The 25,714-nt window shown below is 63.7% G+C and carries 26 protein-coding genes; 9 read left to right on the top strand and 17 right to left on the bottom strand.

Annotated elements, in window-relative coordinates; translation table 11 throughout:
* Positions 1–3 precede the first annotated feature (3 nt).
* Both AC1D1N_RS27645 and AC1D1N_RS27650 read right to left on the bottom strand, forming a co-directional pair.
* Complete coding sequence (locus AC1D1N_RS27645; protein WP_477352291.1) at positions 4–633, bottom strand: ankyrin repeat domain-containing protein; 630 nt, start codon at positions 631–633, stop codon at positions 4–6.
* Between the two features lie 136 nt (positions 634–769).
* Entirely contained in the window at positions 770–1,981 is a 1,212-nt protein-coding gene (locus AC1D1N_RS27650; protein ID WP_477352293.1) for an MFS transporter, read from the bottom strand.
* A 246-nt stretch (positions 1,982–2,227) separates the two neighbouring features.
* Between AC1D1N_RS27650 and AC1D1N_RS27655 the strand changes: the two genes are divergently transcribed.
* On the top strand, positions 2,228–2,656 hold the full coding sequence (locus tag AC1D1N_RS27655) for a VOC family protein (protein WP_436261954.1): 429 nt from the start codon (positions 2,228–2,230) through the stop codon (positions 2,654–2,656).
* A 93-nt stretch (positions 2,657–2,749) separates the two neighbouring features.
* Here AC1D1N_RS27655 and AC1D1N_RS27660 read toward each other — a convergent pair whose 3' ends face one another.
* Positions 2,750–3,334, bottom strand: a complete 585-nt coding sequence (locus AC1D1N_RS27660) for a dihydrofolate reductase family protein (RefSeq protein WP_112566575.1) — start codon at positions 3,332–3,334, stop codon at positions 2,750–2,752.
* A gap of 120 nt (positions 3,335–3,454) precedes the next feature.
* Between AC1D1N_RS27660 and AC1D1N_RS27665 the strand changes: the two genes are divergently transcribed.
* On the top strand, positions 3,455–3,871 hold the full coding sequence (locus tag AC1D1N_RS27665; RefSeq protein ID WP_112566572.1) for a winged helix-turn-helix transcriptional regulator: 417 nt from the start codon (positions 3,455–3,457) through the stop codon (positions 3,869–3,871).
* A gap of 374 nt (positions 3,872–4,245) precedes the next feature.
* On the opposite strand, the gene gcvA is transcribed toward AC1D1N_RS27665, so the two are convergent.
* Complete coding sequence (gene gcvA, locus AC1D1N_RS27670) at positions 4,246–5,145, bottom strand: transcriptional regulator GcvA (protein ID WP_477352295.1); 900 nt, start codon at positions 5,143–5,145, stop codon at positions 4,246–4,248.
* A 118-nt stretch (positions 5,146–5,263) separates the two neighbouring features.
* On the opposite strand from gcvA, the gene AC1D1N_RS27675 reads away from it, so the two are divergent.
* Positions 5,264–5,968, top strand: a complete 705-nt coding sequence (locus AC1D1N_RS27675; RefSeq protein ID WP_436259324.1) for an SDR family oxidoreductase — start codon at positions 5,264–5,266, stop codon at positions 5,966–5,968.
* 30 nt (positions 5,969–5,998) lie between these two features.
* Here AC1D1N_RS27675 and AC1D1N_RS27680 read toward each other — a convergent pair whose 3' ends face one another.
* From AC1D1N_RS27680 to AC1D1N_RS27715, 8 genes are all read right to left on the bottom strand, one after another.
* Positions 5,999–6,907 carry a carbohydrate ABC transporter permease gene (locus tag AC1D1N_RS27680; RefSeq protein ID WP_477352298.1) on the bottom strand — a complete coding sequence of 303 codons (909 nt, stop codon included), beginning with the start codon at positions 6,905–6,907 and terminating at the stop codon, positions 5,999–6,001.
* 1 nt (position 6,908) lies between these two features.
* On the bottom strand, positions 6,909–7,760 hold the full coding sequence (locus tag AC1D1N_RS27685; protein ID WP_477352412.1) for a carbohydrate ABC transporter permease: 852 nt from the start codon (positions 7,758–7,760) through the stop codon (positions 6,909–6,911).
* 288 nt (positions 7,761–8,048) lie between these two features.
* Positions 8,049–9,374 (bottom strand): ABC transporter substrate-binding protein, encoded by a 1,326-nt coding sequence (locus tag AC1D1N_RS27690; protein ID WP_112566560.1) that lies wholly within the window; start codon positions 9,372–9,374, stop codon positions 8,049–8,051.
* Positions 9,375–9,413: 39 nt separating this feature from the next.
* Positions 9,414–10,499: an ABC transporter ATP-binding protein gene (locus tag AC1D1N_RS27695; protein WP_477352300.1), complete on the bottom strand. Its 1,086-nt coding sequence runs from the start codon at positions 10,497–10,499 to the stop codon at positions 9,414–9,416.
* 196 nt (positions 10,500–10,695) lie between these two features.
* On the bottom strand, positions 10,696–11,286 hold the full coding sequence (locus AC1D1N_RS27700) for a DUF922 domain-containing Zn-dependent protease (protein WP_477352302.1): 591 nt from the start codon (positions 11,284–11,286) through the stop codon (positions 10,696–10,698).
* An 80-nt stretch (positions 11,287–11,366) separates the two neighbouring features.
* Positions 11,367–12,650 carry a D-tagatose-bisphosphate aldolase, class II, non-catalytic subunit gene (locus AC1D1N_RS27705; RefSeq protein WP_477352304.1) on the bottom strand — a complete coding sequence of 428 codons (1,284 nt, stop codon included), beginning with the start codon at positions 12,648–12,650 and terminating at the stop codon, positions 11,367–11,369.
* Entirely contained in the window at positions 12,647–13,633 is a 987-nt protein-coding gene (locus AC1D1N_RS27710; RefSeq protein ID WP_477352306.1) for a tagatose kinase, read from the bottom strand. The genes AC1D1N_RS27705 and AC1D1N_RS27710 overlap by 4 nt, the downstream gene beginning before the upstream one ends.
* A 240-nt stretch (positions 13,634–13,873) precedes the next feature.
* On the bottom strand, positions 13,874–14,131 hold the full coding sequence (locus AC1D1N_RS27715; protein ID WP_436259330.1) for a DUF1127 domain-containing protein: 258 nt from the start codon (positions 14,129–14,131) through the stop codon (positions 13,874–13,876).
* A gap of 170 nt (positions 14,132–14,301) precedes the next feature.
* Between AC1D1N_RS27715 and AC1D1N_RS27720 the strand changes: the two genes are divergently transcribed.
* The 3 genes from AC1D1N_RS27720 to AC1D1N_RS27730 all read left to right on the top strand — a co-directional run bounded on the left by AC1D1N_RS27720 (position 14,302) and on the right by AC1D1N_RS27730 (position 16,881).
* Positions 14,302–15,723, top strand: a complete 1,422-nt coding sequence (locus tag AC1D1N_RS27720) for a LuxR C-terminal-related transcriptional regulator (RefSeq protein WP_477352308.1) — start codon at positions 14,302–14,304, stop codon at positions 15,721–15,723.
* A 131-nt stretch (positions 15,724–15,854) separates the two neighbouring features.
* Positions 15,855–16,484, top strand: coding sequence for a glutathione S-transferase family protein (locus tag AC1D1N_RS27725; protein ID WP_477352310.1), 630 nt, complete (start codon positions 15,855–15,857; stop codon positions 16,482–16,484).
* Between the two features lie 148 nt (positions 16,485–16,632).
* A complete protein-coding gene (locus AC1D1N_RS27730; protein WP_112566670.1) occupies positions 16,633–16,881 on the top strand; it encodes a hypothetical protein in 249 nt (82 codons plus the stop codon).
* Positions 16,882–16,912: 31 nt separating this feature from the next.
* On the opposite strand, the gene AC1D1N_RS27735 is transcribed toward AC1D1N_RS27730, so the two are convergent.
* From AC1D1N_RS27735 to AC1D1N_RS27755, 5 genes are all read right to left on the bottom strand, one after another.
* Positions 16,913–17,410 (bottom strand): N-acetyltransferase family protein, encoded by a 498-nt coding sequence (locus tag AC1D1N_RS27735; protein WP_477352312.1) that lies wholly within the window; start codon positions 17,408–17,410, stop codon positions 16,913–16,915.
* 10 nt (positions 17,411–17,420) lie between these two features.
* Positions 17,421–18,437 (bottom strand): ABC transporter permease, encoded by a 1,017-nt coding sequence (locus tag AC1D1N_RS27740; RefSeq protein ID WP_436259334.1) that lies wholly within the window; start codon positions 18,435–18,437, stop codon positions 17,421–17,423.
* The gene (locus AC1D1N_RS27745; protein ID WP_477352315.1) at positions 18,434–19,999 is read right to left on the bottom strand and encodes a sugar ABC transporter ATP-binding protein; all 1,566 of its coding nucleotides are present in this window, start codon (positions 19,997–19,999) and stop codon (positions 18,434–18,436) included. Before AC1D1N_RS27745 ends, AC1D1N_RS27740 begins: the two co-directional genes overlap by 4 nt.
* An 87-nt stretch (positions 20,000–20,086) precedes the next feature.
* Positions 20,087–21,034, bottom strand: coding sequence for a substrate-binding domain-containing protein (locus tag AC1D1N_RS27750; protein WP_192249021.1), 948 nt, complete (start codon positions 21,032–21,034; stop codon positions 20,087–20,089).
* 244 nt (positions 21,035–21,278) lie between these two features.
* Positions 21,279–22,286: an aldo/keto reductase gene (locus tag AC1D1N_RS27755; RefSeq protein ID WP_477352317.1), complete on the bottom strand. Its 1,008-nt coding sequence runs from the start codon at positions 22,284–22,286 to the stop codon at positions 21,279–21,281.
* Between the two features lie 324 nt (positions 22,287–22,610).
* On the opposite strand from AC1D1N_RS27755, the gene AC1D1N_RS27760 reads away from it, so the two are divergent.
* From AC1D1N_RS27760 to ligD, 3 genes are all read left to right on the top strand, one after another.
* Entirely contained in the window at positions 22,611–22,805 is a 195-nt protein-coding gene (locus AC1D1N_RS27760) for a hypothetical protein (RefSeq protein ID WP_477352319.1), read from the top strand.
* A 91-nt stretch (positions 22,806–22,896) separates the two neighbouring features.
* Positions 22,897–23,121: a hypothetical protein gene (locus tag AC1D1N_RS27765; RefSeq protein ID WP_112566525.1), complete on the top strand. Its 225-nt coding sequence runs from the start codon at positions 22,897–22,899 to the stop codon at positions 23,119–23,121.
* Between the two features lie 46 nt (positions 23,122–23,167).
* Positions 23,168–25,657 (top strand): DNA ligase D, encoded by a 2,490-nt coding sequence (gene ligD, locus AC1D1N_RS27770; RefSeq protein ID WP_477352321.1) that lies wholly within the window; start codon positions 23,168–23,170, stop codon positions 25,655–25,657.
* Positions 25,658–25,714: the final 57 nt, after the last annotated feature.

A 25,714-nucleotide genomic window follows, 5' to 3' on the forward strand; every position in this document is an offset into this window, starting at 1 on the left:
GCTTTACTTGCCTTCGAAGAAAGCGTGGATTGCGGCTTCCAGCGTCTCGATAAGCTCGGCATTGCGGGTGCTGCCGGCCCAGATCAAGGCATTGAGCCGCATGTCCTTGTTGAGGAAGTTCACCTTCCTCGTTTCCAGCAGATATTGCACCACGTCATAGTGCCGCCCCTTGATCGCCTCGATGAGCGCGCTGTTGCGGCCGGTCTTGTCGGCCGCATTGACATCGGCGCCGTGTTCGACGAGCAGCTTGACGATATTCAGATGCCCGGTCCTTGCCGCCTCGATCAGCGCTGTCCGGCCATAATAATCGGCGCGCGCGTCGATATCGATGTCGGGATGCTTGATCAGCGCCGTTATGGCGGCGTGGTGTCCCTTGGCCGCGGCGAGGCTGAGCGGCGTGCACTTCCATTTGTTCCTGGAATTCACGTCGATCTGCGGATGCGAAATCAGCGCTTCGAGCACCGGGCCGCGGGCGTTGTGGGCCGCCAGATGCAACGCCGACCAGCCGCCTTCATCCGTCTGGTTGATGTCAGCCCCCGCCGCCAGCTCGGCGCGGAGGGTCTCGACGTCGCCTTTCTCCGCCGCGCCCAACAGGGTCGACCAGCCTCTCGCGTCCTCGGCTTCCAGGCCCACTGCAACTGCCTCCGTGAACAGACTTGGCTAGGATCGCACGCCGGCCTGGCCGGCGTGCGGTATCTTCGGCCGGAAGCCTTTCATAATCGCATGCATGGGGCAAACAGATTTCCGCGCCTGGCGGGAACCAGGGATTTCAAGCCGCTTGCAGCCGCTCCCGGCCGGGCTGCGGCGGGAAGGCGATGGCGATGCCGGCCGCACCCAAGCCAACTAGCGCCGAGCCGATGAACAGCCAGGAATAGCTGGCATAGGCGTCGAAGATCATGCCGCCGGCGAGCGGCCCGAACGACATGCCGAGGCTGGACAGCAGCGTGGCGGCGCCAAGCACCGTGCCGATGATGCGCGGCCCGAAATAGTCGCGCGCCAGCACGGCATAGAGCGGCATGACGCCGCCATAAGTGGCGCCGAAGATGATCGCCAGGAGATAGAACTGCTCGAGATTGCCAACGGCGAGATAGGCGGCAATCACCACCGCCTGGATGGCGAGGCCCACGATCAGCACCGGCTTGGCGCCCAGCCTGTCGCCGAGCACGCCGTAGAGCACGCGCCCGCCAAGGCCGGCAAGGCCCTCGACGCTGTAGATCGACACGGCGGCCATGGGTGCTACGCCGCAGGACATGGCATAGCTCACCATGTGGAAGATCGGCCCGGAATGCGCCGCGCAGCAGGCGAAGAAGGTCATCCCCAGCACCAGGAATTGCGGCGAGCGCAGCGCCTGGCCGACGCTGAAGCCGGGATCGTCCGCGGCAGGCGCGGGCGCACTGCCATCCGCTGCCGCGACCGCCATCGATGGCTGGCGCACCAGGAAGACGGCCGGCAGCAAAAGCACCCAGGCCATGATGCCGATGTCGAACATGGCCGTGCGCCAGTCATAGGCGGTGATCAGCCAGCGCGCGAAGGGCGAGATGGTCATCGGCGCCACGCCCATGCCGGCCGAGACCAGCGACACGGCAAGGCTGCGATGAGTGTCGAACCAGGCGGTGGTGAGCGCGATCATCGGCGCGAAGAAGGCGCTCGCCGCCAGCCCGACGATGACGCCGTAGCTCAGCTGGAAGACGATGAGCGAATTGGCGCGGCTCGCCACCACCAGCGACAGGCCAAGCAGTACCGCGCCGGCAAAGACGACGGGGCGGGCGCCGACGCGGTCATAGATGGCGCCCCAGGCGAAACCACCGGCGCCCATCACCAGAAAGTTCAGCGTCATGGCGCTGGAAATGCCGGTGCGCGACCAGTTGGTGTCGAGCGCCATCGGCTCGAGAAAGATCGCCAGCGAAAACATCGCGCCGAGCGCCACACAGGTCATCAACGCGCCCGCCGCGACGATCACCCAACGATAGGAATTGTTCATGGTCTTCTCCCGAATCGGTTCGATGCGGCGCGCCAGCTCCGTTGCGCCGCTTGCGTCCGAAGGACGTTGGTGGGATTTCGAATCCGACAATCCGGTTGCATTTTTTATCCGGTTTAGGCGGAAGTCCATCCGGATGTCGTGAAGGCAGGGCGCACGAGGTCAGAATCAGGTCGTGATGCAACAAAAATGCCGTGCCGAATTGACGAGGCGCTTCTCGACCATAGTTTACGATCTTCTGAACCGGAGATATCGTTCATGGAGCTGCATCGCGGCCGCCTCATCGACCACATTCAGCTGGTGGTCAGGAATCTCAAGGCCAGCCGGCGCTTCTACGAAGCGGTGTTCAAGGTGCTCGGCATTCCGATCGGCGGCGAGGCCGAGGACTATTTCTGGGCCGACGAATTGTTCATCTCCAGTCTCGACAGCCGGGCGGCGAGGGGGCAGCTGACCGGGCGTCACCATTTGGCCTTCCAGGCCAGGGACAACGCCATGGTCGATGCCTTCTACAAGGCGGGCTTGGCTGCCGGCGGCACCGACAATGGTGCGCCGGGCGAGCGGCCCTACCATCCCGGCTACTACGCCGCCTTCCTGCTCGACCCCGACGGCAACAACATCGAGGCGGTGTTTCACGGGCAGGCGAAGCGCAGCGCTGCTTCGGTCGAGATCAATTTCTAGAGCAGTTCCAAGAAGGCTCCCAGCGGTTCTCGCCCGGAATTCTCTTGAAAACAAGGAGTTGCAGCGGTTCACCGATTCAATCGTTGAACCAGATCAAGCCGGGGCGTAGCGGTTCACCACCATGCCGCAGGCATAGGCTTTCGAGCCGACGAGGCGCAGTTTTCTGAAGCCGCCCTGGTCGAAAACCCGCTCGCCGTCGCCGAGCGCCGCCGGATTGATGAACAGCTGGAACTCATCGACCAGCCCCGCCGCAATCAGCGCCGAGGCAAAGCCGGCGCCGCCGAACACCGCCATGTCGCCACCGCCCTCGGCTTTCAGCGCCTTGACCTCGCGCGGCAGGTCGCCGCTGGCAAGCGTCGTGCGCTCCCACCGCGATGATGCGAGCTTGTCGCTCAGCACCACCTTGCGTGCCTCGACGATGCGCTGCGCAAAGGCGTAGAAGGGATCGCGCGGATAGTTTTTCGCCGCATTGCCCCAGTGGGTGAGGTAACCCTCTTCGGCCATCTTGCGGCTGAGCAGGATGGTGTCGATGCCGGCGAACACGGCGTTGAAATCGTGCTTCAATTCGTCGTCCCACGGGGAATTGCCGCCCCATTCCCAGAGCTGCCAGTGCTCGTCGCCGGCCGCGCCGACAAAACCGTCGACCGACATCTGCATTTGCAGGATCAGCTTTCTCATCGTCGTTCTCTTCATTCGACCTGAGTGTCGTCCAGGTGGAAAATGGTTTACTTCTAAAATCATTGACGCAAGGAGAAAATGATGTCAATAGTAAAGTGATTTAAAAACGGAACCATAGAAATGTCGACCAGGGAAAGATCCGGTTGCCCCATCAGCCTCTCGCTCGAACTGCTCGGCGACCGCTGGACGCTGCTGATCGTCCGCGACCTGGTTTTCGCCGGGAAGACTCACTTCCGGGAGTTTTTGCAGTCCGACGAGGGCATCTCGTCGCGCACGCTGGCCGAGCGGCTGCAGACCTTGCAGGATGAGGGCATTGTCACCAGAAGCGACGACCCCACCCACAAACTCAAGGCGATCTACCGGCTGACCGAGGCCGGCATTGACCTGTTGCCCGTGCTGGCGACGCTTGGTGCCTGGGGCAGCAAATACCGCAACGCCGATAACGAATTGGCCAGGATCGCCGACGAACTGGCCGCGGGCGGGGAGGTTGCCCTTGAGCAGATGAAGAAGAAGCTGCGCGCCGAGCATATCGGCTAGGGCGAGAAGTTTCTGCCGGCAGAACTGCAGCCGGAACGCAGCGGCGTCAACGCCCGCTCTTCGCAACTCGGCCTCTACCTCGTCGGCTTCTACAATCCGGTCACCGGCCTGCTCAGGGAAATCGGCAGGGAGGCGAAGGCGGTGGCGGCTGACATTGCGCGGCGAGGGTAAAGGGAGCGCTGTCAGCGAAGATGCCAATCTCCCTCCTTGCGGGGGAGATGCCCGGCAGGGCAGAGGGGGGTGTGCTGTCCCTCTGGCCTGTCAAACTATCGGTCAGCCCCTGGATTCGGGGGTAGGAACGGACGACGTCGATCGTTGGCGTTCCTTCACACCCCCCTCTGTCCTGCCGGACATCTCCCCCGCAAGGGGGGAGATCAGCTATCCTCCACCCCCGCCTCATCCAGCAGCCATTGTCGCACCGCCTGCGTCGGTTCGGGATGGCGTTGCTTGCGCGGCATCACGACATAGAAATCCTGCGTCCCACGCATCTCAGCGTTGATCGGCTGCACCAGCCGGCCGGCGGCGAGGTCGGCGGCGACCAGGAAGCGACTGGCGAGCGCGATGCCCTGGCCGGCAATGGCGGCGTCGATCGCCAGTCCGGTCTGGTTGAAGCGCATTCGTTTTGCCTCTGGGGCCATCTTCAGGCTGAGCGCCTTTTCCATGAATTCGGGCCACAGATTGTGCGTGTCGTGCAGCAGGACATGATGCTGGATATCCGTCGGCGCAATCTGCTTCGCGCCGGCCGGCAAAAGGGCAGGGCTGCAGATGGCGACGATCTGCTGTGGAAACAAAAGATCCACCATCAGGCCGGGGCCGAAGGGCGAACGCCCTTGCCTGACCGCAATGTCGACGCCGTCGGCCTGGAAACTCGACAGGCTTTCGCTGGCCAGAATGCGCAGATCGACCAGCGGATTGTGCGCCACGAACTCCGGCAGCTTCGGGATCAGCCATTTGGTGGCAAAGCTCGGCGTCACGCTGATTGTCAGCCGCGCCGGTTCGGGGCGCAGCAGCAAAGTGGCCTCCGAGATCAGCTCGAAGGCACGGCGGATGTTGGGCACATAGGCGCGGCCCTCGTCGGTGAGCGCCAGGCCGCGGGGCAGCCGCTCGAACAGTTTTGCGCCGAGATCGGCCTCCAGCCCGCGTATGTGCTGCGCCACCGCCCCTTGCGTCACGTTCAGCTCCTGCGCGGCGATGCGGAAGTTGAGATGACGCGCGGCGGCTTCAAAGGCGCGCAGAGCATTCAACGGCGGCAGGCTCAGGAAGGCTTCGGGCATGCAGGAGTTTTTCTACAGCTTGATTTCAGGCTTTCTGGTTCGAACCAGCGGCGGAATCCAGCTATATCACCTTTTGAATGCGCAACGCATGCGCCGCAAGACCGCAAGGAGAGAAGAAATGAGTGTAGAAAAAGTGGCAGTCGTCGTGGCCGGTGGCAGCGGCATGGGCGCGGCAGCGGCAAAGCGCCTGGCGGCGGACGGTTTCAAGGTTGCGATCCTGTCGTCCTCCGGCAAGGGCGAGGCGCTGGCCAAGGAGCTTGGCGGTCTCGGCGTCACCGGCTCCAACCAGTCGAATGACGATTTGCAGCGGCTCGCCGATCTCACGCTTGAGCGCTTTGGCCGCATCGACGTGCTGGTCAACAGCGGCGGCCACGGGCCGCGCGCACCGATCCTCGAAATATCAGACGAGCAGTGGCACACCGGGCTCGACGTCTATCTGATGAACGTCATCCGACCGGTGCGCATCCTAGCGCCGCAGATGGTCAAGCAGAAGGCCGGCGCCATCATCAACATCTCGACGGCATGGGTTGTCGAGCCGAGCCCGATGTTCCCGACTTCCGCCGTGTTCCGCGCCGGCCTTGCCGCTTACACCAAGATCTTCGCCAACACCTATGCAGCGGACAATGTGCGCATGAACAATGTGCTGCCCGGCTGGATCGACAGCCTGCCGGCCACCGAGGAGCGCCGCGACAGCGTTCCGATGCAGCGTTACGGCACGTCGGAGGAGATCGCCGCCACCATCGCCTTCCTCGCTTCCGAAGGTGCGGGCTACATCACCGGCCAGAACATCCGCGTGGACGGCGGCATCATCCGCGCGATTTGATGCATCGCGCAGCCTGCATGAGCCGGCGCGTTACTCCTTCACCGCGCCGGTCATCGAGGAGACGTAGTGCTCGACAAAGAAGGAATAGAGCACGACCACCGGAAGCGAGCCGATCAATGCTCCCGCCATCAGAGCCCCCCATTCATAGACGTCGGAGCGCACCAGTTCGGTCAGCACGCCAACCGGCACGGTCTTGTTTTCCGAAGATTGGATGAACGTCAGGGCATAGATGAACTCGTTCCATGACAGGGTGAAGGCGAATATGCCGGCCGAGATCAGGCCGGGCACCGACAGCGGCAGCACGATCTTGGTGAGTATCTGCCACCGGCTCGCCCCGTCTATCAGCGCGCATTCCTCCAACTCGAACGGGATCGAGCGGAAGTAACCCATCAAAAGCCACGTGCAGAACGGTACCAGGAAGGTCGGATAGGTAAGGATCAGCGCGAAGGGCGTGTCGTAAAGCCCAAGGTTGAACACCATCACCGACAGCGGAATGAACAGGATCGAGGGCGGCACGAGATAAGCGAGGAAGATGCCGAGGCCGACCTGCCGCGCCCCGGAAAACCGCAGCCGCTCGATCGCATAGGCAGCGAAGACCGACGCCAGCAGCGACAGGAAGGTAGCGGCGGTCGAGATGATGATCGTGTTGAGCAGCCAGCCCGGATAGGACGTCTCGAACAAGAGATAACGGATGTGCTCCAATGTCGGATGCACGACCCAGAACGGATTGAACTGCGCATAGTCGGTCATTTCGAGATTGGGCTTAACCGCCGTGATCGTCATCCAGTAAAAAGGAAACAACAGCACGATGACGAACACCAGCAACGGCAGATAGACCGTTACCACGCGGCGCGGCAGGCTCTGCAGGTAGCCCATGCCGCCTTCGTCGAAGTCCGGACGCTTCGTCTTTTTGGTCGCGGCCGTCTTGATCATGACCATGTCAGTCTCTTCCACCTTGTTGCCATTTGCGGCGTTGCAGGCCGAAATAGCTGAACAAAATCGCCGCCAGCAGGAACGGGATCATGGCAACCGCGATGGCCGCGCCCTCGCCAAGCTGGCCGCCGGAAATGCCGCGCTGGAAGGACAATGTCGCCATCAGATGCGTGGCGTTGACCGGTCCGCCGCGGGTCAGCACATAGATCAGCTGGAAATCGGTGAAGGTGAACAGCACCGAGAAGGTCATGGTGATGGCGATGATCGGCGTCAGCAGCGGCAGCGTCACATAGCGAAACAATTGCCAGCGAGTGGCGCCGTCGAGCGTGGCGGCCTCGTAAAGCGACTGCGGGATCGTCTGCAGGCCGGCAAGCAGTGTGATGGCGACGAAAGGAATGCCGCGCCAGACATTGGCCGCGATGACCGAGGCGCGCGCGTTTGTCGGATCGCCGAGGAAATTGATGCGGTGGTCGATCAGGCCCATCTGCTGCAGCGCCCAGGACAGGATCGAGAACTGCGAATCGTAGATCCACCAGAAGGCGATGGCCGAGAGCACGGTTGGCACCACCCATGGCAGCAGGACTACCGCGCGGAAGAACGATTTGAACGGCAGGTTTTCGTTGAGGATAAGAGCGAGCCAGAGGCCGAGCACGAACTTCAGGATCGAGGCGCTGATCGTGTAGAGCAAGGTGTTGAAGACGGAGAGCCAGAAGACGTTGTCATTCCACAGATATTGGTAGTTCTCGGTGCCGATGAAGATGCCGGAGCGGCCGATGCGGGCGTCGGTGAAGCCGAGCCAGACGCCGAGCCCGAGCGGATAGGTCAGGAAAACCAGGAGCAGCGCCGCGGCCGGCAGCATGAATCCGAAGCCAAGGGCATTGCGGCTCTCGGACAGGCGCGAAAGCAGCGACGGGCGCGGCTGGGCGGCAACGGACGACACGGCCATGAACAGCTCCTCACGAGCAATTCCAGGAAAAGTGTGTAGCGGCTTTCCGTCCGGAATTGCGTAAAAACGAACACTCAGAGCAGGGCAGCGGTTCTATCGAAAGCCGAACTGCTCTAGCAGGCCTCCTGGTCGACCCGCACGGCCACCAGGCGATTTCAGGAACCGGACCGGGCAGCACGGCTGCCCGGTCCGGCTGTGCTCCTAGACGCGGTAGTACCGGTTGGCGCGCTTCTCCGCCTCTTCCATCGCCTCCTGCGGCGTCGCCTGGCCGGTCACGGCCTTGGCGAACATGTCGACCAGCACGTAGTCGGCCATGGTCGCCGCCGAGGCGTAGCCGAGCGGCCCGGCATAGCCGTTGGGACGCAGCGTCGCCGAGGCCTTGGCATAGGCGGCATTGTTCGGGTCGGCCGTCCACACCGGATTGCTGTCGAAAGCCTTGAGCGTCTGGCAGCAATAGCCGGCCGAGGAGGTGATCCAGTCCGACATTTGCGGATCCTCGAACATGAACTGCAGATAGGCCTTGGCCGCATTGGGGTAGGGCGTGTAGTCGAAGATGACAGCCGTGGTCACCTGGAACAGTTCAACCGATTTTCCGACGGGACCGATCGGCAGGTTGGTCGTGCGGATGTCCTTGGCGATCTCTGCCAGTTTCGGATCGTTGTCCTTGTTGGTCTTGGCCGTGTAATAGGCGGAAATGCCGTTGGCGATGACGCCGAGTTCGCCGGCCAGGAAGGCGCGGTTGTTGTTGACGTCGAGCCAGCTTTCGGTGCCGGGAATGAAGGTCTTGTAGAGCGCCTGCGCGTACTCGATCGCCTTCAGCGTCTCGGGACTGTTGATGGTCACCTTGCCGCTCTCGTCGACCATCTGGCCGCCATGGCTCCACAACAGCCAGTGAGCGTAGTTGTTGCCGTCGCCGACGCCGTGGCCATGCGTGAAGCCGGCCGGATGTCCCTTTGCCTGCAATGCCTTGCAAAGCTCGAGGAAGCCCTTCGTGTCCTTCGGAAACTCCGAGAAGCCAGCCTCCTTCACCCAGCTTTCGCGGTAGACGATGGCATTGCCGATCGTGGCCAGGGGCAGGCCGATGAATTTGCCGTCCCTTGTCGCATACTGCTTCGGCCCGTCGTGCCAGCCGCCGTATTTCGAACCCAGATACTCACCCAGTTCCGTCACGTCGTGCAGCTTGTCGGGATATTGATGCGGATCGTCGAACCAGACGAGCATGAGGTCCGGGCCGGAGCCGACATTGGCGGCAACCGCCGCCTTGGGGCGAATGTCCTCCCAGCTTTCCTTGTCGACGCGAACCTCGACACCTGTCGCCTCGGTGAACCGCTTGGTGTTGGCCAGCCATTGAGTCTCATCGCCCGAGACGAAAGGCGACCAGCGAAGCAGCCGCAGCTTCGCGCCGTCCTCAGGCTTGTACTTCAATCCCTCCTGGGCAAAAGCGGGCGAACCGACGAAGCGGCTTCCCAAGGCTCCCGCCGCAACACCTGCGGTCGTGCGGATTACATCCCGTCTCGTGAATTTCATGGTAGTCTCCTCCGGTTTATTTTCCTTGCAGTGCGGTCCTTACCATCCAGTGGGCGTTTCGAATCGTGTTCCGGTTTTGCCGTCAAACAGATGGATCAAACCAGGTTCGGCGGCGAGCCGTATGATTTCGCCCGGCGCGAAGGAATGGCGTTCCCGGAAATTCGCGACGATCTCGTCGCCGCCGGCGGTGCGGCCGATCAACTGTATTTCCGACCCGGTCGGCTCGACCACCACGACGGTGACCGGAATGCCCTGATGGGGCGACAGGCGCAAATGCTCGGGCCGTATTCCCAGCACCACCGGATGACCATTGGCGACGGCCGGCGCTGCGGTCAACGGAAGGGAAATCCCCCCGGAGCCTCGAAAGGACGGGGAGCCGTCGGTTGCGATTTCACCCTTGATAAGGTTCATGGCCGGCGAGCCGATGAAGCTTGCGACGAAGAGATTGTTCGGCCTGTCGTACAGTTCCAGTGGGGGCCCGATCTGCTCGACGATGCCGTCATGCATGACGACGATCTTGTCGGCCATGGTCATGGCCTCGATCTGGTCGTGGGTGACATAGACCGTGGTGGTCTTGAGACGCTGGTGCAGTTCCTTGATCTCGGCGCGCATCTGCACCCTGAGCTTGGCATCGAGATTGCTGAGCGGTTCGTCGAACAGGAAAACCTGCGGATCGCGTACGATCGCCCGGCCCATGGCGACGCGCTGGCGCTGGCCGCCGGAAAGCTGACGTGGATAGCGCGTCAGCAATGGCAGCAGCCCCAGAATTTCGGCCGCGCGCTGAACGCCGGCATCGCTTTCTGCTTTCGAAACACCCTTGAGCATGAGCGAGAACGCCATGTTCTCGGCCACGGTCATATGCGGGTAGAGCGCATAGTTCTGGAAGACCATGGCGACGTCGCGCTCTTTTGGCGCAACGTTGTTGACGACACGCTCGCCAATGGCGATCTGGCCGCGCGAAATCTTTTCCAGGCCGGCGATCATCCTGAGAAGGGTCGATTTCCCGCAACCCGACGGCCCGACCAGCGTGACGAACTCGCCGTCATTAATGTCCACACTGACGCCATGCAGAACCTCGACGGTCCCGAACGATTTGTAAACGTCGCCGATCGCGACAGACGCCATCGATTTCCTCCCGAACAGCTTCTTGCGACGCCCCGAAGGAAACCGCTCCTCTCCCGCCTCGCGACCGTCTCCCATTCCCCCCAATAGGTCGCGCGACGATCAGACGGTAGCGCTACCAAGCCTGCCTGTAAAGCGGCCACGCGGCCGGTGCTCTTGTCGTTCGAAGGCTCGGCGCAACGACTGGCAGCTCGGCAAACTACCCTCCATTCACAAAAGCCAGCACCAGCTTCTGCAAATTGCCACCAGGACCGAATTCGACCTTGTCGAAGTCGCGGCTGGCCTGCCGCTGCGCCAGTGAGATCTGGGCAAGCTGCCGGGTCAACTCGGTCCTGATCTTTGTGCAGCCGGGGTCGTCGGCGACGGTCATGCCGACGCTGATCGCCTCGATCTTGCGCACCATCTCGACGATGGCTGCGCCATGCACCTTTTCATGGGCGGCGAGCCCGGCGGCGAAAATCTCCCAGCTCTTCTGCACGGCGGGAGACAGCGGCGCGGCCGGCTTTGGCAAGGTGTAGGTTATGATGAGTTTCGGCCGCGCCGATTTGAGCACGCAGGCGCCGCCTTGCGGCTTGTAGTCCCGGGTCCAGGTCAGCTTGAAATTGGTGTGTGCAATGACGCGGCCTTTGCCCAGCAAGGGGCCTGATTCGCCGATCGACGCGTAGAGTTGAGGGCCGCTCTTGCCTGATATGGCGTAGGTCTCGACCTTCTCGACCGGCTTCCAGTCCGCGCGTGCGGGCGAGGCGAGCAGCGAAGCCGCCAGTAGTACGAACAAAACGACTGGTTTCATGCTGATGTCAAAGGGCTGCCAAGGGTTGTGCCCTTCGCTCTAGCATTGAGCGCGGAGGCTGACAAAGCGGCTTCGGGATTTTAATCCCTGCCGCCGCGGCAAGCGGCGTCGTAGTCCGCCAGCACCTGGCCGACCGCCGCATGAAAAATCGCCTCGGGATTGCCAGCCGGTCCAAGCGTGGCCGGCAGCGTCGGCAGGAACTGCCGCATCAGCGTTTCGGGAATGGCGACGTCGGTGAGCGCCTTGCGCAGGCGGTCGACGGCGGCGATGGCGGTGGGGTTGCTCCAGTAGTAGCGGATACGGTCGCTGTAGCTGTAGTGCCGCTGCAGATAGAGGCTCGCCTTGTCGCCATGATAGTGGCTGTGCCAGTGGCCCGGCGCGGCCAGCATCACTTGCTCCATGGTGCGGGCGAGTGGCCGTTCGCCATATTCGGCAACCATTTCGGAGGCGATGAGGTCGAGACCGTAAAACGCCTCGCGCAGGGCAAATGTCAGGCCCGGGCCGACCTTGAGGATCGGAAAGCCGTTTGCGACGAGTGCTGTCAGTGCCGTGCGGCTCTGATAGTCGGTGGAATGCGCTTCGTACACGAGCGACGGCTCCTCATCGAGCAATCCGGTCAGCGCTTTCGACGCCTCCGGCGCATAGGCGACGACATTCTGGCTGCCGAATTCCACGCCCGGCTGTACCACCACGGCGATAACGCGGCCAAAGGCATCCGTCAGGCCTTCGCGGGCAAAGATGTCGCGATGAATCTCGATCGTGTGGCGCGCCGCTGCCGCTTCAGTAGGCTTCAACTCGCCGATCGCATGATCGACGCCTCCCGGAGCGGGAACCTCGGTGCCGATAATGTAGACTGGCAATGCGCCACCGCGCGCGAGCGCTGCTTTTTCAGCCGCCTTGGCCAACCGCGCCGCCCTGATAGCGATGATCTCGTCATCGAGTGCCGCCGGCTCGCCGGCGCATCCCATCGAGGCGTCGAGATGGATCTTGCTGAAGCCGGCCCAGACGCAAGCCGTGACCATGGCTTCGGCCTTGCTCATCGCCTGTGCGGCCGGCTCCGCACGCCACGGGTTCGGCCCGAGATGGTCACCGCCAAAGATGATGCGCCGGGGGTCGAGACCTTCCCTGCTGGCGATCTCCAGTACGAAGGCCACGAACACCTCCGGCGTCATCCCGGTATAGCCGCCGAACTGGTTGACCTGATTGCAGGTTGCCTCGATCAGCAGGGTGGCTTCCTTGTCCGCGACGGCGCGCCGTATCGCCGTCTGGATCACGACAGGATGGGCCGAGCAGATCGAGGTGATGCCGTAGGGCGCCCCATTCCGGCGCGCGCTGGCGAGACCAGCAAGCGGGTTGGTCTTCATGTCGCTCTCGCGGTCCCGGCGATGAAATCGTCAAGCACGTCGAAGCCGGCGGTGCCTTCCATCGGGCCTTGCCGCGTGACGTTGCGGGCGCCGGCGGCGTTGGCATAGAGCAGCGCCTTGCCGGGCTCCATCCCCTGGCGTCGGCAGGTCAGATAGGTGGCGCCAAAGCAATCGCCGGCGCCGGTCGGGTCGACCTCTTCGACCTGGAAACCGGCGCAGTCGATCCGGGTGCCGTCGGCGCCGAACCAGGACGAGCCGGCGGCACCGCGCTTCAGCACGATCTCGCCGACGCCTCTGGCAAACAGCGCCGTCACCGCCTGTTGCTCGTCATCGACGCCGGCCGCGGCCAGCAATTCGCCGCCGGACGGCAGCAGCAGGTCGGCATCGTCGACCAGTGCTGAAAACAGCGCGCCGTCGGCACCGTCAATCAACTCCTTGCGCATGTTCGGGTCGAAGGAGGTCGAACCGCCGCGGGCGCGCACTGCCTGCACGGCGTAAGTGACGATTTCCCTCAGCCCGGCCACCGACAACGTCGACCCCATAATGTGCAGATGGCCGGCTCTATCCGCCAGCAGACGTGCAGCGGCGGTGAGGCGGATTTGGCCGGCGGCGGATTCGGCGATGTTGTAGACAAAGTCGCGGCCGCCATCGGGCCGGTAGCGCACAAAGGCGCATCCGGTCGGTAAGCGGTCGCTGACATCGACCGCAGAGATGTCGACGCCGTCGCGCTTCAGTCTTTCCAAGTTGAGGGTACCAAAATCGTCGCGGCCGACGCAGCCGATGATGCCGGCGCCGCCGCCCAGCCTGCCGACCTGGTCGATGAAGATCGCCGGTGCGCCGCTCGGGTAGGGACCAACAAGTGTCAGCGGTTCGAGGAAACCCATGCCCCGGTCGGTCGCCATGATCTCGACCAGGATTTCGCCGGCCACGATCGTCGGCCCCACGGCCTCGGCGGCGATCTCGCTGCGGCGCGAAAGGCTCATGCTTGCACTTCCTCCTCATCCCACCCGACTGCCCGTGGGCATGGCCGTCCAAGCCTGTTGCCGGGGTAAATCGCAGCGATGGCGAAGTCAACGAAACTTTACGCGCGTATATTTTATTTTTTCACCGCGCTGATATCGCAGGATTCGGGTGGCTGCTGTTAGGCCACATGCAAAGCAGGCGGCGACCGCAGCGAAAGGAAGACCATGCTCACGCTTCATGGGACAAGTCTGCTCCAGATATCATCGCCGCCAGAACGGCTTGGCAAGCTCGATCTCGACGTGCTCCATGGTCAGGCCGATGTCGTCGATCAGTTCGGGCGTGTCCCTCGCCATCAGCGCCAGCTCCTCGCGAAACAGGGCACGCTCGGACCATGTGGTAATCAGGCCGATCAGGCCCAGCCGGCGCTCAGAGCGGCTGGTCGCGCTGGCCGGCGGTTGGCGAAGGTCGAGCTGCACGGCATCGTAAAGCTCGGATACGGTGGTCAGCATGGTTTTCATCGCTTTGCTCCCTCGGCATGAATGGCCCTGTTGGGAGGGCATGCGAGAAGCTTCGGCCTCAGACGGCGATCGCGCCATCGGCCAGATGCGGTGTTTGGGTTCCCGCATTTGTAGTATTTTGCGTCGGCAACAGTTGAAACCATGCCGATCAGATGGCAGGAAGTTTCTTCATGAACCGCATCGCGACGTCTTCACGGGCTGGCGCGCTATCGGACCGCGAGCGCGCGGTGGCGGAAAAATTTGCCTCGGGCCTGACCTATCGCGAGATCGGCGAGGCGCTGTTCATCGCCCCTTCGACGGTCCGGACCCATCTCGCCGCGATCTATGACAAGCTCGGCGTCAACAACAAGATCGCGCTTGCCTCGCACATCAATGGCGCCGCCGTGCTTGCGCCTTCGCCGGCCGAGGCTCTGCCGGTGCTCGCCATGTTTCCGATCGAATGCCTGAACACCGAGGAGCGCTGGCGTCGCTTTGCCGATGGCCTGTCATCGGACATCAGCATCGATCTCGCGCGTTACGCCGATCTGCCGGTTATCGCGTTCCACACCATGAAGTCGCTGGGCAGCAAGCCCGCCGATTTCGTCGCCGACGGCAAGGCGCTGGGCGTCACCTATATCGTCTCGGGCCAGTTGCGGGCCGATGATCGGCGGGTCCGGCTGACGATCGAATTGGCCGACGCGCTGAACGGCGTCAGCTTGTGGAGCGATCGCTTCGATCGCCCGCTGGAGGATGTGTTCGCCTTGCAGGACAGCCTGACCGAAAGCGTCATCAACGTGCTGGCTGGATGTGGTGGAGCGATTGCTACCGTCGGCCGCAACGCCATTCGCCGCAAGCCGCCCGCCAGCCTGCGCGCCTATGACCTCTATCTGCTTGGCGTCGAGCAGCACAACACCTTCAGCCGCGAAGGCAATGCGGCGGCGATCCGGCTGCTGTCACGCGCGCTCGAGCTCGATCCCGGCCTGGTCAGGGGCTGGATCGAGCTCGCTTACGCCTATTCGATCCAGTCCTGCCACGGCTTCGGCGGCGATCTGAAGGGGGCGGTCGAGAGATGGCGGGTGGCGGTCGAAAATGCGCTCCGGCTCGACCCTTTGGACTGCAGCGCTCAAACCTGCCTGGGCGACCTCATGGGATGCCTTGGCGATCTCGATGCGGCGGAGCGCGCCTACCAGCGCGCTTTCGAATACGGTGCCAACCATGCCGACACGCTGGCGCTGCTGGCCGGCAGCAGGGCCCTGGTCACTGGCGATCCGGCCGAGGCGATCCCGCTGATGGAACGCGCCATGCGCCTCAACCCGCTGGCGCCTTCCTGGTATTTCGGCATGCAGGGCCGCATCCTGTTCGCCGCCGGCAGGCATCGCGAGGCCATCGCATCGCTGCGCAGGGGCGCGCCGGATTCCCCCAACATACTGATGTTCCTGACGCTGGCGCACACGGCGGTCGGGGATGGCTCGGAGGCAGCCGTGTTTGCCGCTAGGCTCCATGCAGAGTTCCCCGAGTTTTCGGTCGAACGCTTCATCGCCGGCTATCCCGTGACCAACCCTGATGCCGCGCAGGCCATTCGTCACGCCGCAAAGCTGGCGAAGCTCGGCTGAGACCGGGTCAGAGGGGCGCTGTCCCGCCGGCCTCGAAGCGCGTGGCTTGACCCGCGACCCCGTCGCGGGAAACGGGTGGCCACTACGCGGCCGTCGTGCAAACTTATGCCGTTCGCACGAGGGGGACAGCCATGCTCACGCTTCATGATTATCTGCCGTCGCAAAATGGCTGGAAGGCGAGGGTCGTGCTCGGGCTGCTCGACATTCCCTACGAGAGCCGCCTGGTGTCGATCTTCGAGGGCGAGAGCCATACTGACACCTTTCTGAAACTCAACCCGGCCGGCGCCGTCCCGGTGCTTGAACTCGAAGATGGGCGCGCGATTGCTGAATCGAATGCGATCCTCATTTACCTCGCCGAAGGCACGCCGTTTCTGCCGGCCGACCGCTATGTCAATGCCAAGATCATGCAATGGCTGTTCTTCGAACAGTACCATGTCGAGCCGGTCATCGGCTCGCTGCGTTTCTGGACGCTGACCGGAAGGCTGGAGCGCAACCAGGCTATGGTCACGGCCAAGCGCGAGGCCGGCGCCCGCACGCTCGCCGCGCTGGAGCGCAGCCTGACCGACACGCCGTTCCTTGTCGGCGACACGCTCACCATCGCCGACATCGCCGTCTATGCCTACGGCCATCTGGCCGAAGACTGCGGCTATGCGCTGGCGGATTTTCCGGCGGTCCTCGCTTGGATGGACCGGGTGCGCCACGCCATTGGTCCCGGCTATCCCGTTCATGTCTACGGCATCGATCCGCATTCGGGTGCCTGACGGCAAAAGCCGCACGTTCACCTTGTCTGGTCGAAAACAAGACCCAGATTCTGCTTTGTCGGCGGTTTTCGAGCTCGCAATCCGCCGGCTGGATGCCGGATCCCGGCGTCATCTCGACGACAGGCCGGCACCTTGCATGGAGGTGACCATGACACGCGACGACATCATTTCGGTGTTGGGGCCGGTAGACGAGGCGGTCATTGCCGACATCGCGCTGACCGACGCCAGCCTTGAAGAACTGCGCGAGGCCTTCGCCTGGCTCAGTGCCGACGAGGCGCTGGTCAACGAGGGCCGCCCCTTGCCGGGAACGAAGGTGGCGCGGCTGATCGAAATTCTCGATATGCCGGACGACGAGGACGGGCCACGGGCGTTGGCGGCCCAGGGGTTAGGGCAGTAGGGTCCGGACTACCTTACTTCTTCCTATTCCCTCACGCCCTCGACAGCAGCCTGCGCATGATCACTGAGGCATGGCCGCCGACGCCGTGCGCGGCCGGCCGGCGCTCGACCGCTTCGAAGCCGTGCTTGCGGTAGAAGGCGATCGCCCGGTCGTTGCCTTCGATCACTTCCAGCGCAATGCTGGGGATACCGGCGTGGGCGGCGAGTACCGCGTGCAGCAGGTCGGTGGCGAGCCCGCTGCCGAATTCGGTCTTGTCGATATGCAGCCGGTCGAGCAGGACGTCGCCGCGATCGTCCATCGCCGCCATCGCATAGCCGGCGATCGACCCGTCCGGCCGTTCGGCCACGAAGGACATCTTGTTGTCATCCAGCAATTCAGCGGCCAGCCGCGCGGGCGCATGCTTGTCGTCCGAGAGCCGCGCGGTGGTCTCGGGCCCCATGATCGGTGAATAGGTGCGTCGCCAGGATTCGCCCAACAACCGTGACACCGACGGCACGTCTTTCCTGGTCATCGCCCTGATCTGAACCATCGCCGAACCCTTACCGCCTGACCCGCGACTTCAGCCAGCGGTCGAAGGCCACCGCCAGGATCAGGATCAGGCCGATGACGATGCTTTGTGTGTAGGACGAGACATTGTTGAACTGCAGCCCGTTCTGCAGCACACCGATCAGCGCCGCACCGACCACCGTGCCACCGACCGAGCCGATGCCGCCGAACAGCGAAGTGCCGCCGATGACGACGGCGGAAATCACCGTCAGTTCGTAGCCGATGCCGGCGACGGCCTCGGAGGAGTTCAGTCTTGCCGACAGCACGAAGGCGGCCAGCCCGGCGAAGAAGCCGACGATGACATAGACCGAGATCAGGATGCGGTCGACGCGAAGGCCCGACAGCCTTGCCGCTTCGGCATTGCCGCCGACGGCATAGACGGCGCGGCCGTAGCGCGTGTAGCGCAGCACGATGTGGCACAGGATCGCGGCCACCGCGAAGATGATCGCCGGCACTGGCACCGGCCCGATCAGGCCCGTGCCGAACCAGCGCATCGAGGCGTCGAAGCCCGAGATCGGGCCGCCATTGGAGATGGTCAGTGTCAGGCCGCGAAACACCGTCAGCCCGCCCAGCGTGACGACGAAAGGCGGCACTTTCAGCCGGGTTATGGCGAAGCCTTGTACACCACCGGCGAGCGCCCCGACGACGACGGCGGCAAGCAGGGCGGCGAACCAGCCATATCCTTGAGTGCCCGAGGTCGACAGCGACAGCGTGTTGGCGGTGCCGCCCTTGGCCACCACCGCCGCCACCATGCCGCAGAAGGCGAGCAGCGAGCCGACCGAGAGATCGATGCCGGCGGTGAGGATGACGAAGGTCATGCCGAGCGCGATCAGCCCGGTGATCGAGATCTGCCGCAAAATGTTGAACAGGTTGATCGGGTCGATGAAGCTCGGCTTCAAGACGGTGAAGATGACGATTAGCACCGCCAGGAACATCAGCGGTCCAAAGCTCATCAGAAGCCGCGCGATGTTGATGCCGCTACGCTCGGTCTGTTCGGTGGTGCTGGTCATTGCGTCGCTTCCTGCTTCCGGTCGAGCGCCATCAGTTCCATCAGTTTTTCCTCGGTCGCTTCGACGCCCGGCATCTCGCCGGTGATGCGGCCGCGCCGCATGGTGACGATGCGGTCCGACACCGCCAGCACTTCGGGCAGTTCCGACGAGATCATCATGATGGCGATGCCGCGGGCTGCCAATTGCACCAGGATCTGGTGCACTTCGGCCTTGGCGCCGACATCGACGCCGCGCGTCGGCTCGTCGACGATCAGCACCTTTGGGTCGCGCGCCAGCCAACGCGCGAGGATGACCTTTTGCTGGTTGCCGCCCGACAGGCCCTCGATCGCCTGTTCGGGCGAGGCCATGCGGATCGATAGCGCCTTGCGGTAGCCGGCCAGCGCCTCGCGCTCGCGCCGCTCGGCCATGAAGCCGGCGCCGTTGCTGTAGCGGCCAAGCGAGGCGATGGAGAAATTGTTGAGGATGCCAAGTGCTGCGAAGATCGCCTGGTGCTTGCGGTCTTCCGGCACCAGGCCGATGCCCAGTTTGATGGCATCGGCGGGGGAAGCCGGCGCGATCGGCTGGCCGTCGAGCGCAATCGTGCCGGCCGCGATGCGGTCGGCGCCGAAAATGGCCCGTGCAAGCTCAGTGCGGCCGGAGCCGACGAGGCCGGCGACGCCGAGGATTTCGCCGGCCTTGAGGTCGAGATCGACGCCTTCGAGCACGATGGCATGCGGCGCCAGCGGATCGCGCACTGTCCGCAAGCCGCGCACTGAGAGCCTGACCGCGCCGGCAACATCGCGCTGCGTCGGCCGGGCGTAGAGTTCGGAGGCGGCGCGGCCGACCATCTTCTCGATGATTTTAGGAATCTGGATCGGTTGGCCGTCACGGTCGAGATGGCCGGCCAGCCTGCCGTCGCGCAGTACCGTCATGCGGTCGCAGATAGCCGACGCCTCTTCCAGCCGATGGGTGACGAACATGATCGCGACGCCGTCCTTGCGCAGCCGGTCCATGATCGACATCAGCTTCTGGACCTCGGTCTCGGTCAACGCCGAGGTCGGTTCGTCCATGATAATGAGGCGGCTTTTCAGCGACAAAGCGCGGGCGATCTCGACCAGCTGCTGCTCGGCCACCGACAGCGACGACACCGGCGTCGACGGATCGATGGCGAGGCCGACGCGGGCGATAATCGCGCGCGAGGCGTCCTCCATCTTGCGCCAGCTGACCAGCCCGAGCGGCCCGAGCGGCGCGCAGCCGATGAAAATGTTTTCCGCCACCGTCAGCGTCGGGATCAGGCTGAGTTCCTGGTAGATGGTGACGATGCCATGGCGCTTGGCGTCCTGCGGACTGGAGGGCGCGTAGTCGGCGCCGTCGAAGACGATGCGGCCGCTCGACGGCGGCATCACGCCGGACAGAATTTTCAACAGCGTCGACTTACCGGCGCCGTTCTCGCCGAGCAGGCCGAGAATCTCGCCTGGCCGGACCTCGAGCGAGACGTCGCTGAGCGCGGTAACGCCGGAAAAATGCTTGGTCACGCCTTCGACGAAAAGGAGCGGGGGCGATGATGCGGTGGCTTCAGCCATGGACAAGGGTGGCTCCCGGATTGCGACAGGAAAGAGAGAGGCGCGACAAAGCACGACCTCCCTCCGTCATGTACTTGCCTCTCACCCTTACTTCGTCTCGTTCAGCCTCTCCGCCTTGTCGAGATTGTCCTTGCCGATGACGATCGGCGTCAACAGCACCAGCTTTTCCTTCGGCTCGGTCTTGTCCCTGGCGAAGGCGACCGCGATCTGCACGGCGGTGCGCGACTGCTGGCCGGGGAACTGTTCGACCGTGCCGGCGAGCTTGCCGTCACGCACGGCGACGAGTGCTTCCGGCAGCGCGTCAAAACCGTAGATCTTGACGTCGTTGAAGTTGCGCGCAGCACATGCCTCGAGCGCGCCGAGCGCCATGTCGTCATTGGCGCAGATGATGGCGTCCGGCTTGCCGTTGGCGGCAAGGCCGGCCTCGGTCACCGACAGCGCTTCGGCGCGGGCGAAGTTGGCGGTCTGCTCGAAGATGATCTGGTATTTGTCCTTGAGCGGATCGAGCACATTGTGCACGCCCTTGTTGCGGTCGATCGCCGGACCGGCGCCCGGCTGGCCCTGCAGATGGAACAGCTTGGCGCCGTTCGGAAACGCCGCCACCATGGCCTGCGCCTCGGCTTCGCCACCCTTGACGTTGTCGGCGCCGACATGGGCGAGGATACCCTCGACCCCGTCGACGCGGCGGTCGATGGTGACCACGGGAACGCCGGCCTTGACCGCTTCCTCGATCGCCGGCGCCAGCGCGTTGACGTCAAGCGGCGAGATGACGATGGCGTTGACCTTCTGCACCAGTGCGGCCTCGATATCGGCGGTCTGCTTCGGCGCCGAGTTCTGGCCATCGCTTTCGGTCAGGTTGACGCCTTGCGCCTGCGCCTCCGCCTTGATCTCGTTCAGCATGTGGACGAAGAACGGGAAGCCGAGATTGGGCACCGAGCCCAATATGGTCAATTTGTCGGCGGCAAAGGCCGAGGACGCGGCCAGCGCCATTGCGCCGGTCGCCACGGTCGACAGCAGGAATTCGCGTCTGTTCATCAGATATCCTCCACACATAGACGCAGGGCGCCGAAGCCTGGAGCGGCTCGGGACGGTTCATGCGTCAATTCAAAAATGGAGTGTCCTGTGAACGCCCAAGGGGACGTGAGGCGCTCCAACCGGTCCGCCGCAACGTTCTCCTCCGCACGGCGCCGACGGTGGGGATGCTAGCCAAGGTAAATCGATTTCGCAAGAACGGCTGGGGCTGTCCTTTTCTCCTACAGGGGGGAGGGGGAAGATCGCTCTAGCGATCGATCGTCGACATCACCCGCTCATTATAGCGCGGGCCTGAGACCTTGCCGGGCGCAAGTGCTGCATCGAGGGTGGCCATCTCGGCGGCGTCGAGTTTCAGCGCGGCCGCCGCGACGTTCTCGTCCAGATACTTGCGCCGTTTGGTGCCGGGAATCGGCACGATGTCGATGCCGAAACCGTTGCTCTTGCCGAGCACCCAGGCCAGCGCGATCTGCGCAGGCTTTACCCGCTTGGCGCTGGCCACCTCCTGCACAGCGGCGGCGGCCGCAACGTTGGCGTCGAAATTGGCACCCTGGTAGCGCGGGTCGCCGCGGCGGAAATCGCCTTCCGGATAATCCTCGGCGCGCTTGACGTCGCCAGCGAGGAAACCGCGGCCGAGCGGCGCGAACGGCACCAGGCCGATGCCGAGCTTCTTGAGCAGCGGGATGATGTCCGGCTCCAGGTTGCGCTCCCACAGCGAATATTCGCTCTGCAGCGCCGATACCGGATGCACGGCATGCGCGCGGCCGATGTTGACGGCACCTGCCTCCGACAGGCCGAAGAAGCGCACCTTGCCCTCGGAAACCAGCCGGCCAATCGTGCCGGCGACGTCTTCCATAGGTACCGCAGGGTCGACGCGGTGCTGGTAGTAGAGGTCGACATGGTCGGTGCCGAGCCGCTTCAGCGAGCCTTCCAGAGCCTCGCGGATATGCGCCGGCCGGCTGTCGCGCTCGGTGCCGACCTGTCTGCCGTTTTCGATGCGGAAGCCGAATTTGGTGGCAAGCTTCACCGCATCGCGCCGGCCCTTCAGCGCCCGCCCAAGCAGTTCCTCATTGGCATAGGCGCCGTAGACTTCGGCCGTGTCGAGAAAGGTGCAGCCGAGTTCGATGGCGCGGTGCAAGGTGGCGATCGATTCCGCCTCGTCGGCCGGCCCGTAGGACTGGCTCATGCCCATGCAGCCGAGGCCGATGGCGGACACCTGCAGCCCTTGGCTGCCGAGTTTGCGGGTCCTCAATGTCATTGTCTGTGATCTCCGGGAGGATAGATGGAGTTATAGGAGCCGCTCGCCCAACTTCCAGTGGCGCTCGGCGGATTCCGCATCGATCGCATAGGGCATTCACGCCAGCGAGCCTGGCCGCGTCTGGCAACTCAGCGAACTGGCTGCCGCCGCCTTCAAGCGTATCACCGGCGGCGCGCCGAAGATCTATCGCAGTAGGGTGAGAGCGCGGCGCGAGTTGGCGGCGGAATTGAGGTGTTCTCAGGTTGAAATTAGAGCAAACGCCCTAATTCCCTGGTCGAGTTGTGCAAAAGCCCTATATGCGTGGCGGAAAGCATAGGAGATGACATGATCGCCAATCGCACAACCGCCGAAGAGATGGCTCGAACTGTAGGTGTTGACCCGGACACATTCCGCGCAGCGTTGCGGAGCGTGAAGCACCCCCGGAAACGCAACACAGATTGGGAAGTGAAAATTGGCGGCCCTTCGTATTCGGGAATGCGCACCGTTCTGGCCAGTCTGATACAGCGGAAGGCTGCCTGACGCCGACAAGCAGTCAAAATTGACAGAGCACCTGATCTCCAGCATCCTTAGGTAGCCGTTATGTCCTGCGGCTGTTGTGTATGAGCGTCGGATGGTCAGTCCTACTTCCAGCCAGAATTCCAAGCGCGCCGCCGTGCGCAAGGCGCTCGACCGGCACAAGGTGTATGTCACCGCGCAAAGCTTTTCCGGCGGCGTCTACTCTGCCCGCGTGCTGGTCGATGGCGAAGCCTACTGGGTCGACGAGTTCCGGCTGAGCCAGCTTCAGGGCGGTCTTTCCCCGGCCGAGCTCGATCTGACGCCGGCCACCGACGATTGAGCTGCCATCGATTGAGCACCGACCGCATCCCGCCTAGCATGCGGACATGACCGCCCCGCCCAAGCTCAGAGCCTATCGCGCCAAGCGCGAATTTTCGAAAACGCCGGAACCGGCGGGCGGGCTGGTTTCAGGCGATGGCAACCGCTTCGTCGTCCACAAGCATCACGCCACCGCCGACCATTACGATTTGCGCCTGCAGGTCGGCGGCGTGCTGAAAAGCTGGGCGGTGCCGCGCGGGCCCTCGCTCAAACCGGCCGACAAAAGACTCGCGGTCGAGACCGAGGATCATCCGCTCGAATATATCGACTTCGAAGGCGTCATTCCCGAAGGCGAATATGGCGGCGGGCCGATGATCGTCTGGGACACCGGCACCTGGGCGCCGATGGACGATGTCGAAAAGAGCCTGCGCACCGGCGCGTTCAAGTTCCGGCTGGCTGGCGAGAAACTCAACGGCGGCTGGATGCTGACCCGGCTGAAGCCAAAGCCCGGCGAGGACGAGAACAAGAAGAACTGGCTGCTGTTCAAGGAGCGTGACCTTGCCGCCGATACCAGCCTCGACATCCTGGAAGCGCGGCCGGAAAGCGTGAAATCCGGCAAGCGCATCGAGGAGCTGGTGGCGCCGCCGAAAAAGCCGGCCCGCCTGCCGCCGAAACCCGGCGCGCTGAAACCTGGCGCATTGCCCGGCGCCGTGCGAGGCGATCCGCCGTCGCGCATCGAGCCGCAACTCGCAACCCAGGTGCCGAAGCCACCGGGCGGGCCGTTGGAGGATACGGGCGAGCTCTGGCTGCACGAAATAAAATTCGACGGCTATCGCACCATGGCGCATATCGTCGATGGCGAGGTCCGGCTGATCACGCGCGGCGGCATCGACTGGACGAAACGCTATGGCGACCTGCCGCAAGCCTTCTCGCGCCTGCCGCTCAGCCAGGCAATCATCGACGGCGAGATCATGGTGCTGGACGAAAAGGGCATTTCGCGTTTCGCCCTGCTGCAGGATGCGCTGTCGGCGGGTGCGGGCAGCAAATTGCATTTCTACGCCTTCGACCTGCTGCATCTCGACGGTTGGGATCTGCGCAAGGCACCGCTCGCAAGGCGCAAGGCGTTGCTCGCGGAGCTGCTCGCAGGGATGGGCGCCAACTCCGCCATCCAGCTGAGCGATCATGTCGAGGGCGACGGGCAGGGGCTTTACGACCAGGCGACCGAGCACGGGCTGGAAGGTATCGTCTCCAAGCGCGCCAACGCGACCTACCAGAGCGGCCGCACCAAGAGCTGGACCAAGGTCAAGGCGCTGCAGAAGGGCGATTTCGTCATCGCCGGCTACACCATCTCCGACGCGGCCGAAGGGCTGGCCGCGCTCGGCATGGCCGAATTCGAGGATGGCGAACTGCACTATCGCGGCAAGGTCGGCACCGGCTTCGATGCCGCGACGGCTGCCGAATTGCTGGCCCGGCTGGAGCCGCTGCGCGATGGCGCGACGCCACCCGAGGGTGTGCCACGCGAGATCATGCGCGAGATGAAATGGGTGCGGCCAATGCTGTCGGCCCGCATCCACTATGCCAACCGCACGGCGGACAATTCCCTGCGCCATGGTGTGTTTCGTGGCTTGCGCGATGTCGGCCTGTCGACGCCGGTCTCACCCAAGCGCAAGCGGCTGATCGCCGAGGCCGATCTCGCCACCATCTGGGTGACCAATCCGGAGCGCCGGCTGTTCGGCAAGACCGGGCCGACCAAGCTCGACATCGCCGTCTATTACGCGCTGGTCGGCGATTTCATGCTGCCGCACATTATGGGTCGCCCGGTGTCGCTGGTGCGCTGCCCGACCGGCCTGCCGAAGGACTGCTTCTTCCAGCGTCACGCCTTCACCGGAATGCCACCCTCGGTGGTGACGTTCGATACTGTCAATTCCGAAGGCGAGACCAAATCCTTCCTGTCGGTCGAGGGCGCCAAGGGCTATCTGGCGCTGGCGCAGTTCGGCGTCGTCGAGTTCCACACCTGGGGCACGCACCGCACCAGCCTCGACAAACCCGACCTGATCGTCTTCGACCTCGATCCGGGCGAGGGCATTGCCTGGCGCGAAGTGGTCGAGGCCGCCGTCCACATCAAGGGCCAGTTGGAAGGGCTCGGCCTTGTACCGTTCGCCAAGACATCAGGCGGCAGCGGCATCCATATCACGGTGCCGGTGACGCAAAAGCAGAATTGGAAAAAGCTGCATCAGGCGACCAGCGCCATCTCCACCCATCTGGCGGCCACTGCCCCAGACACCTTCACCACCACCATGGGCAAGGAAAACCGCAAGCGGCGTATCTTCATCGACTACCACCGCAACGCGCGCGGCCACACCTCCGCAGCCCCCTATTCGCTGCGCGCCCGTACCAACCTGCCGGCCTCGACGCCGGTGAGTTGGAGCGACCTGGAGACGATCGATGCGCCGCAGGATCTGAACTACTCCTCGCTGCCGGGGCTGTTGGCGACGTCGGGCGATCCCTGGGCGGACATGGAGGATTTCGCCCGGGATTTGCCGACTTTCAAAATCTAGGTTCCTCGCTCCCACACAGTTGGGGGGAGAGGTGTCCGCGTAGCGGACGGAGAGGGG

It is taken from the genome of Mesorhizobium sp. P2_B5 (assembly GCF_056404775.1).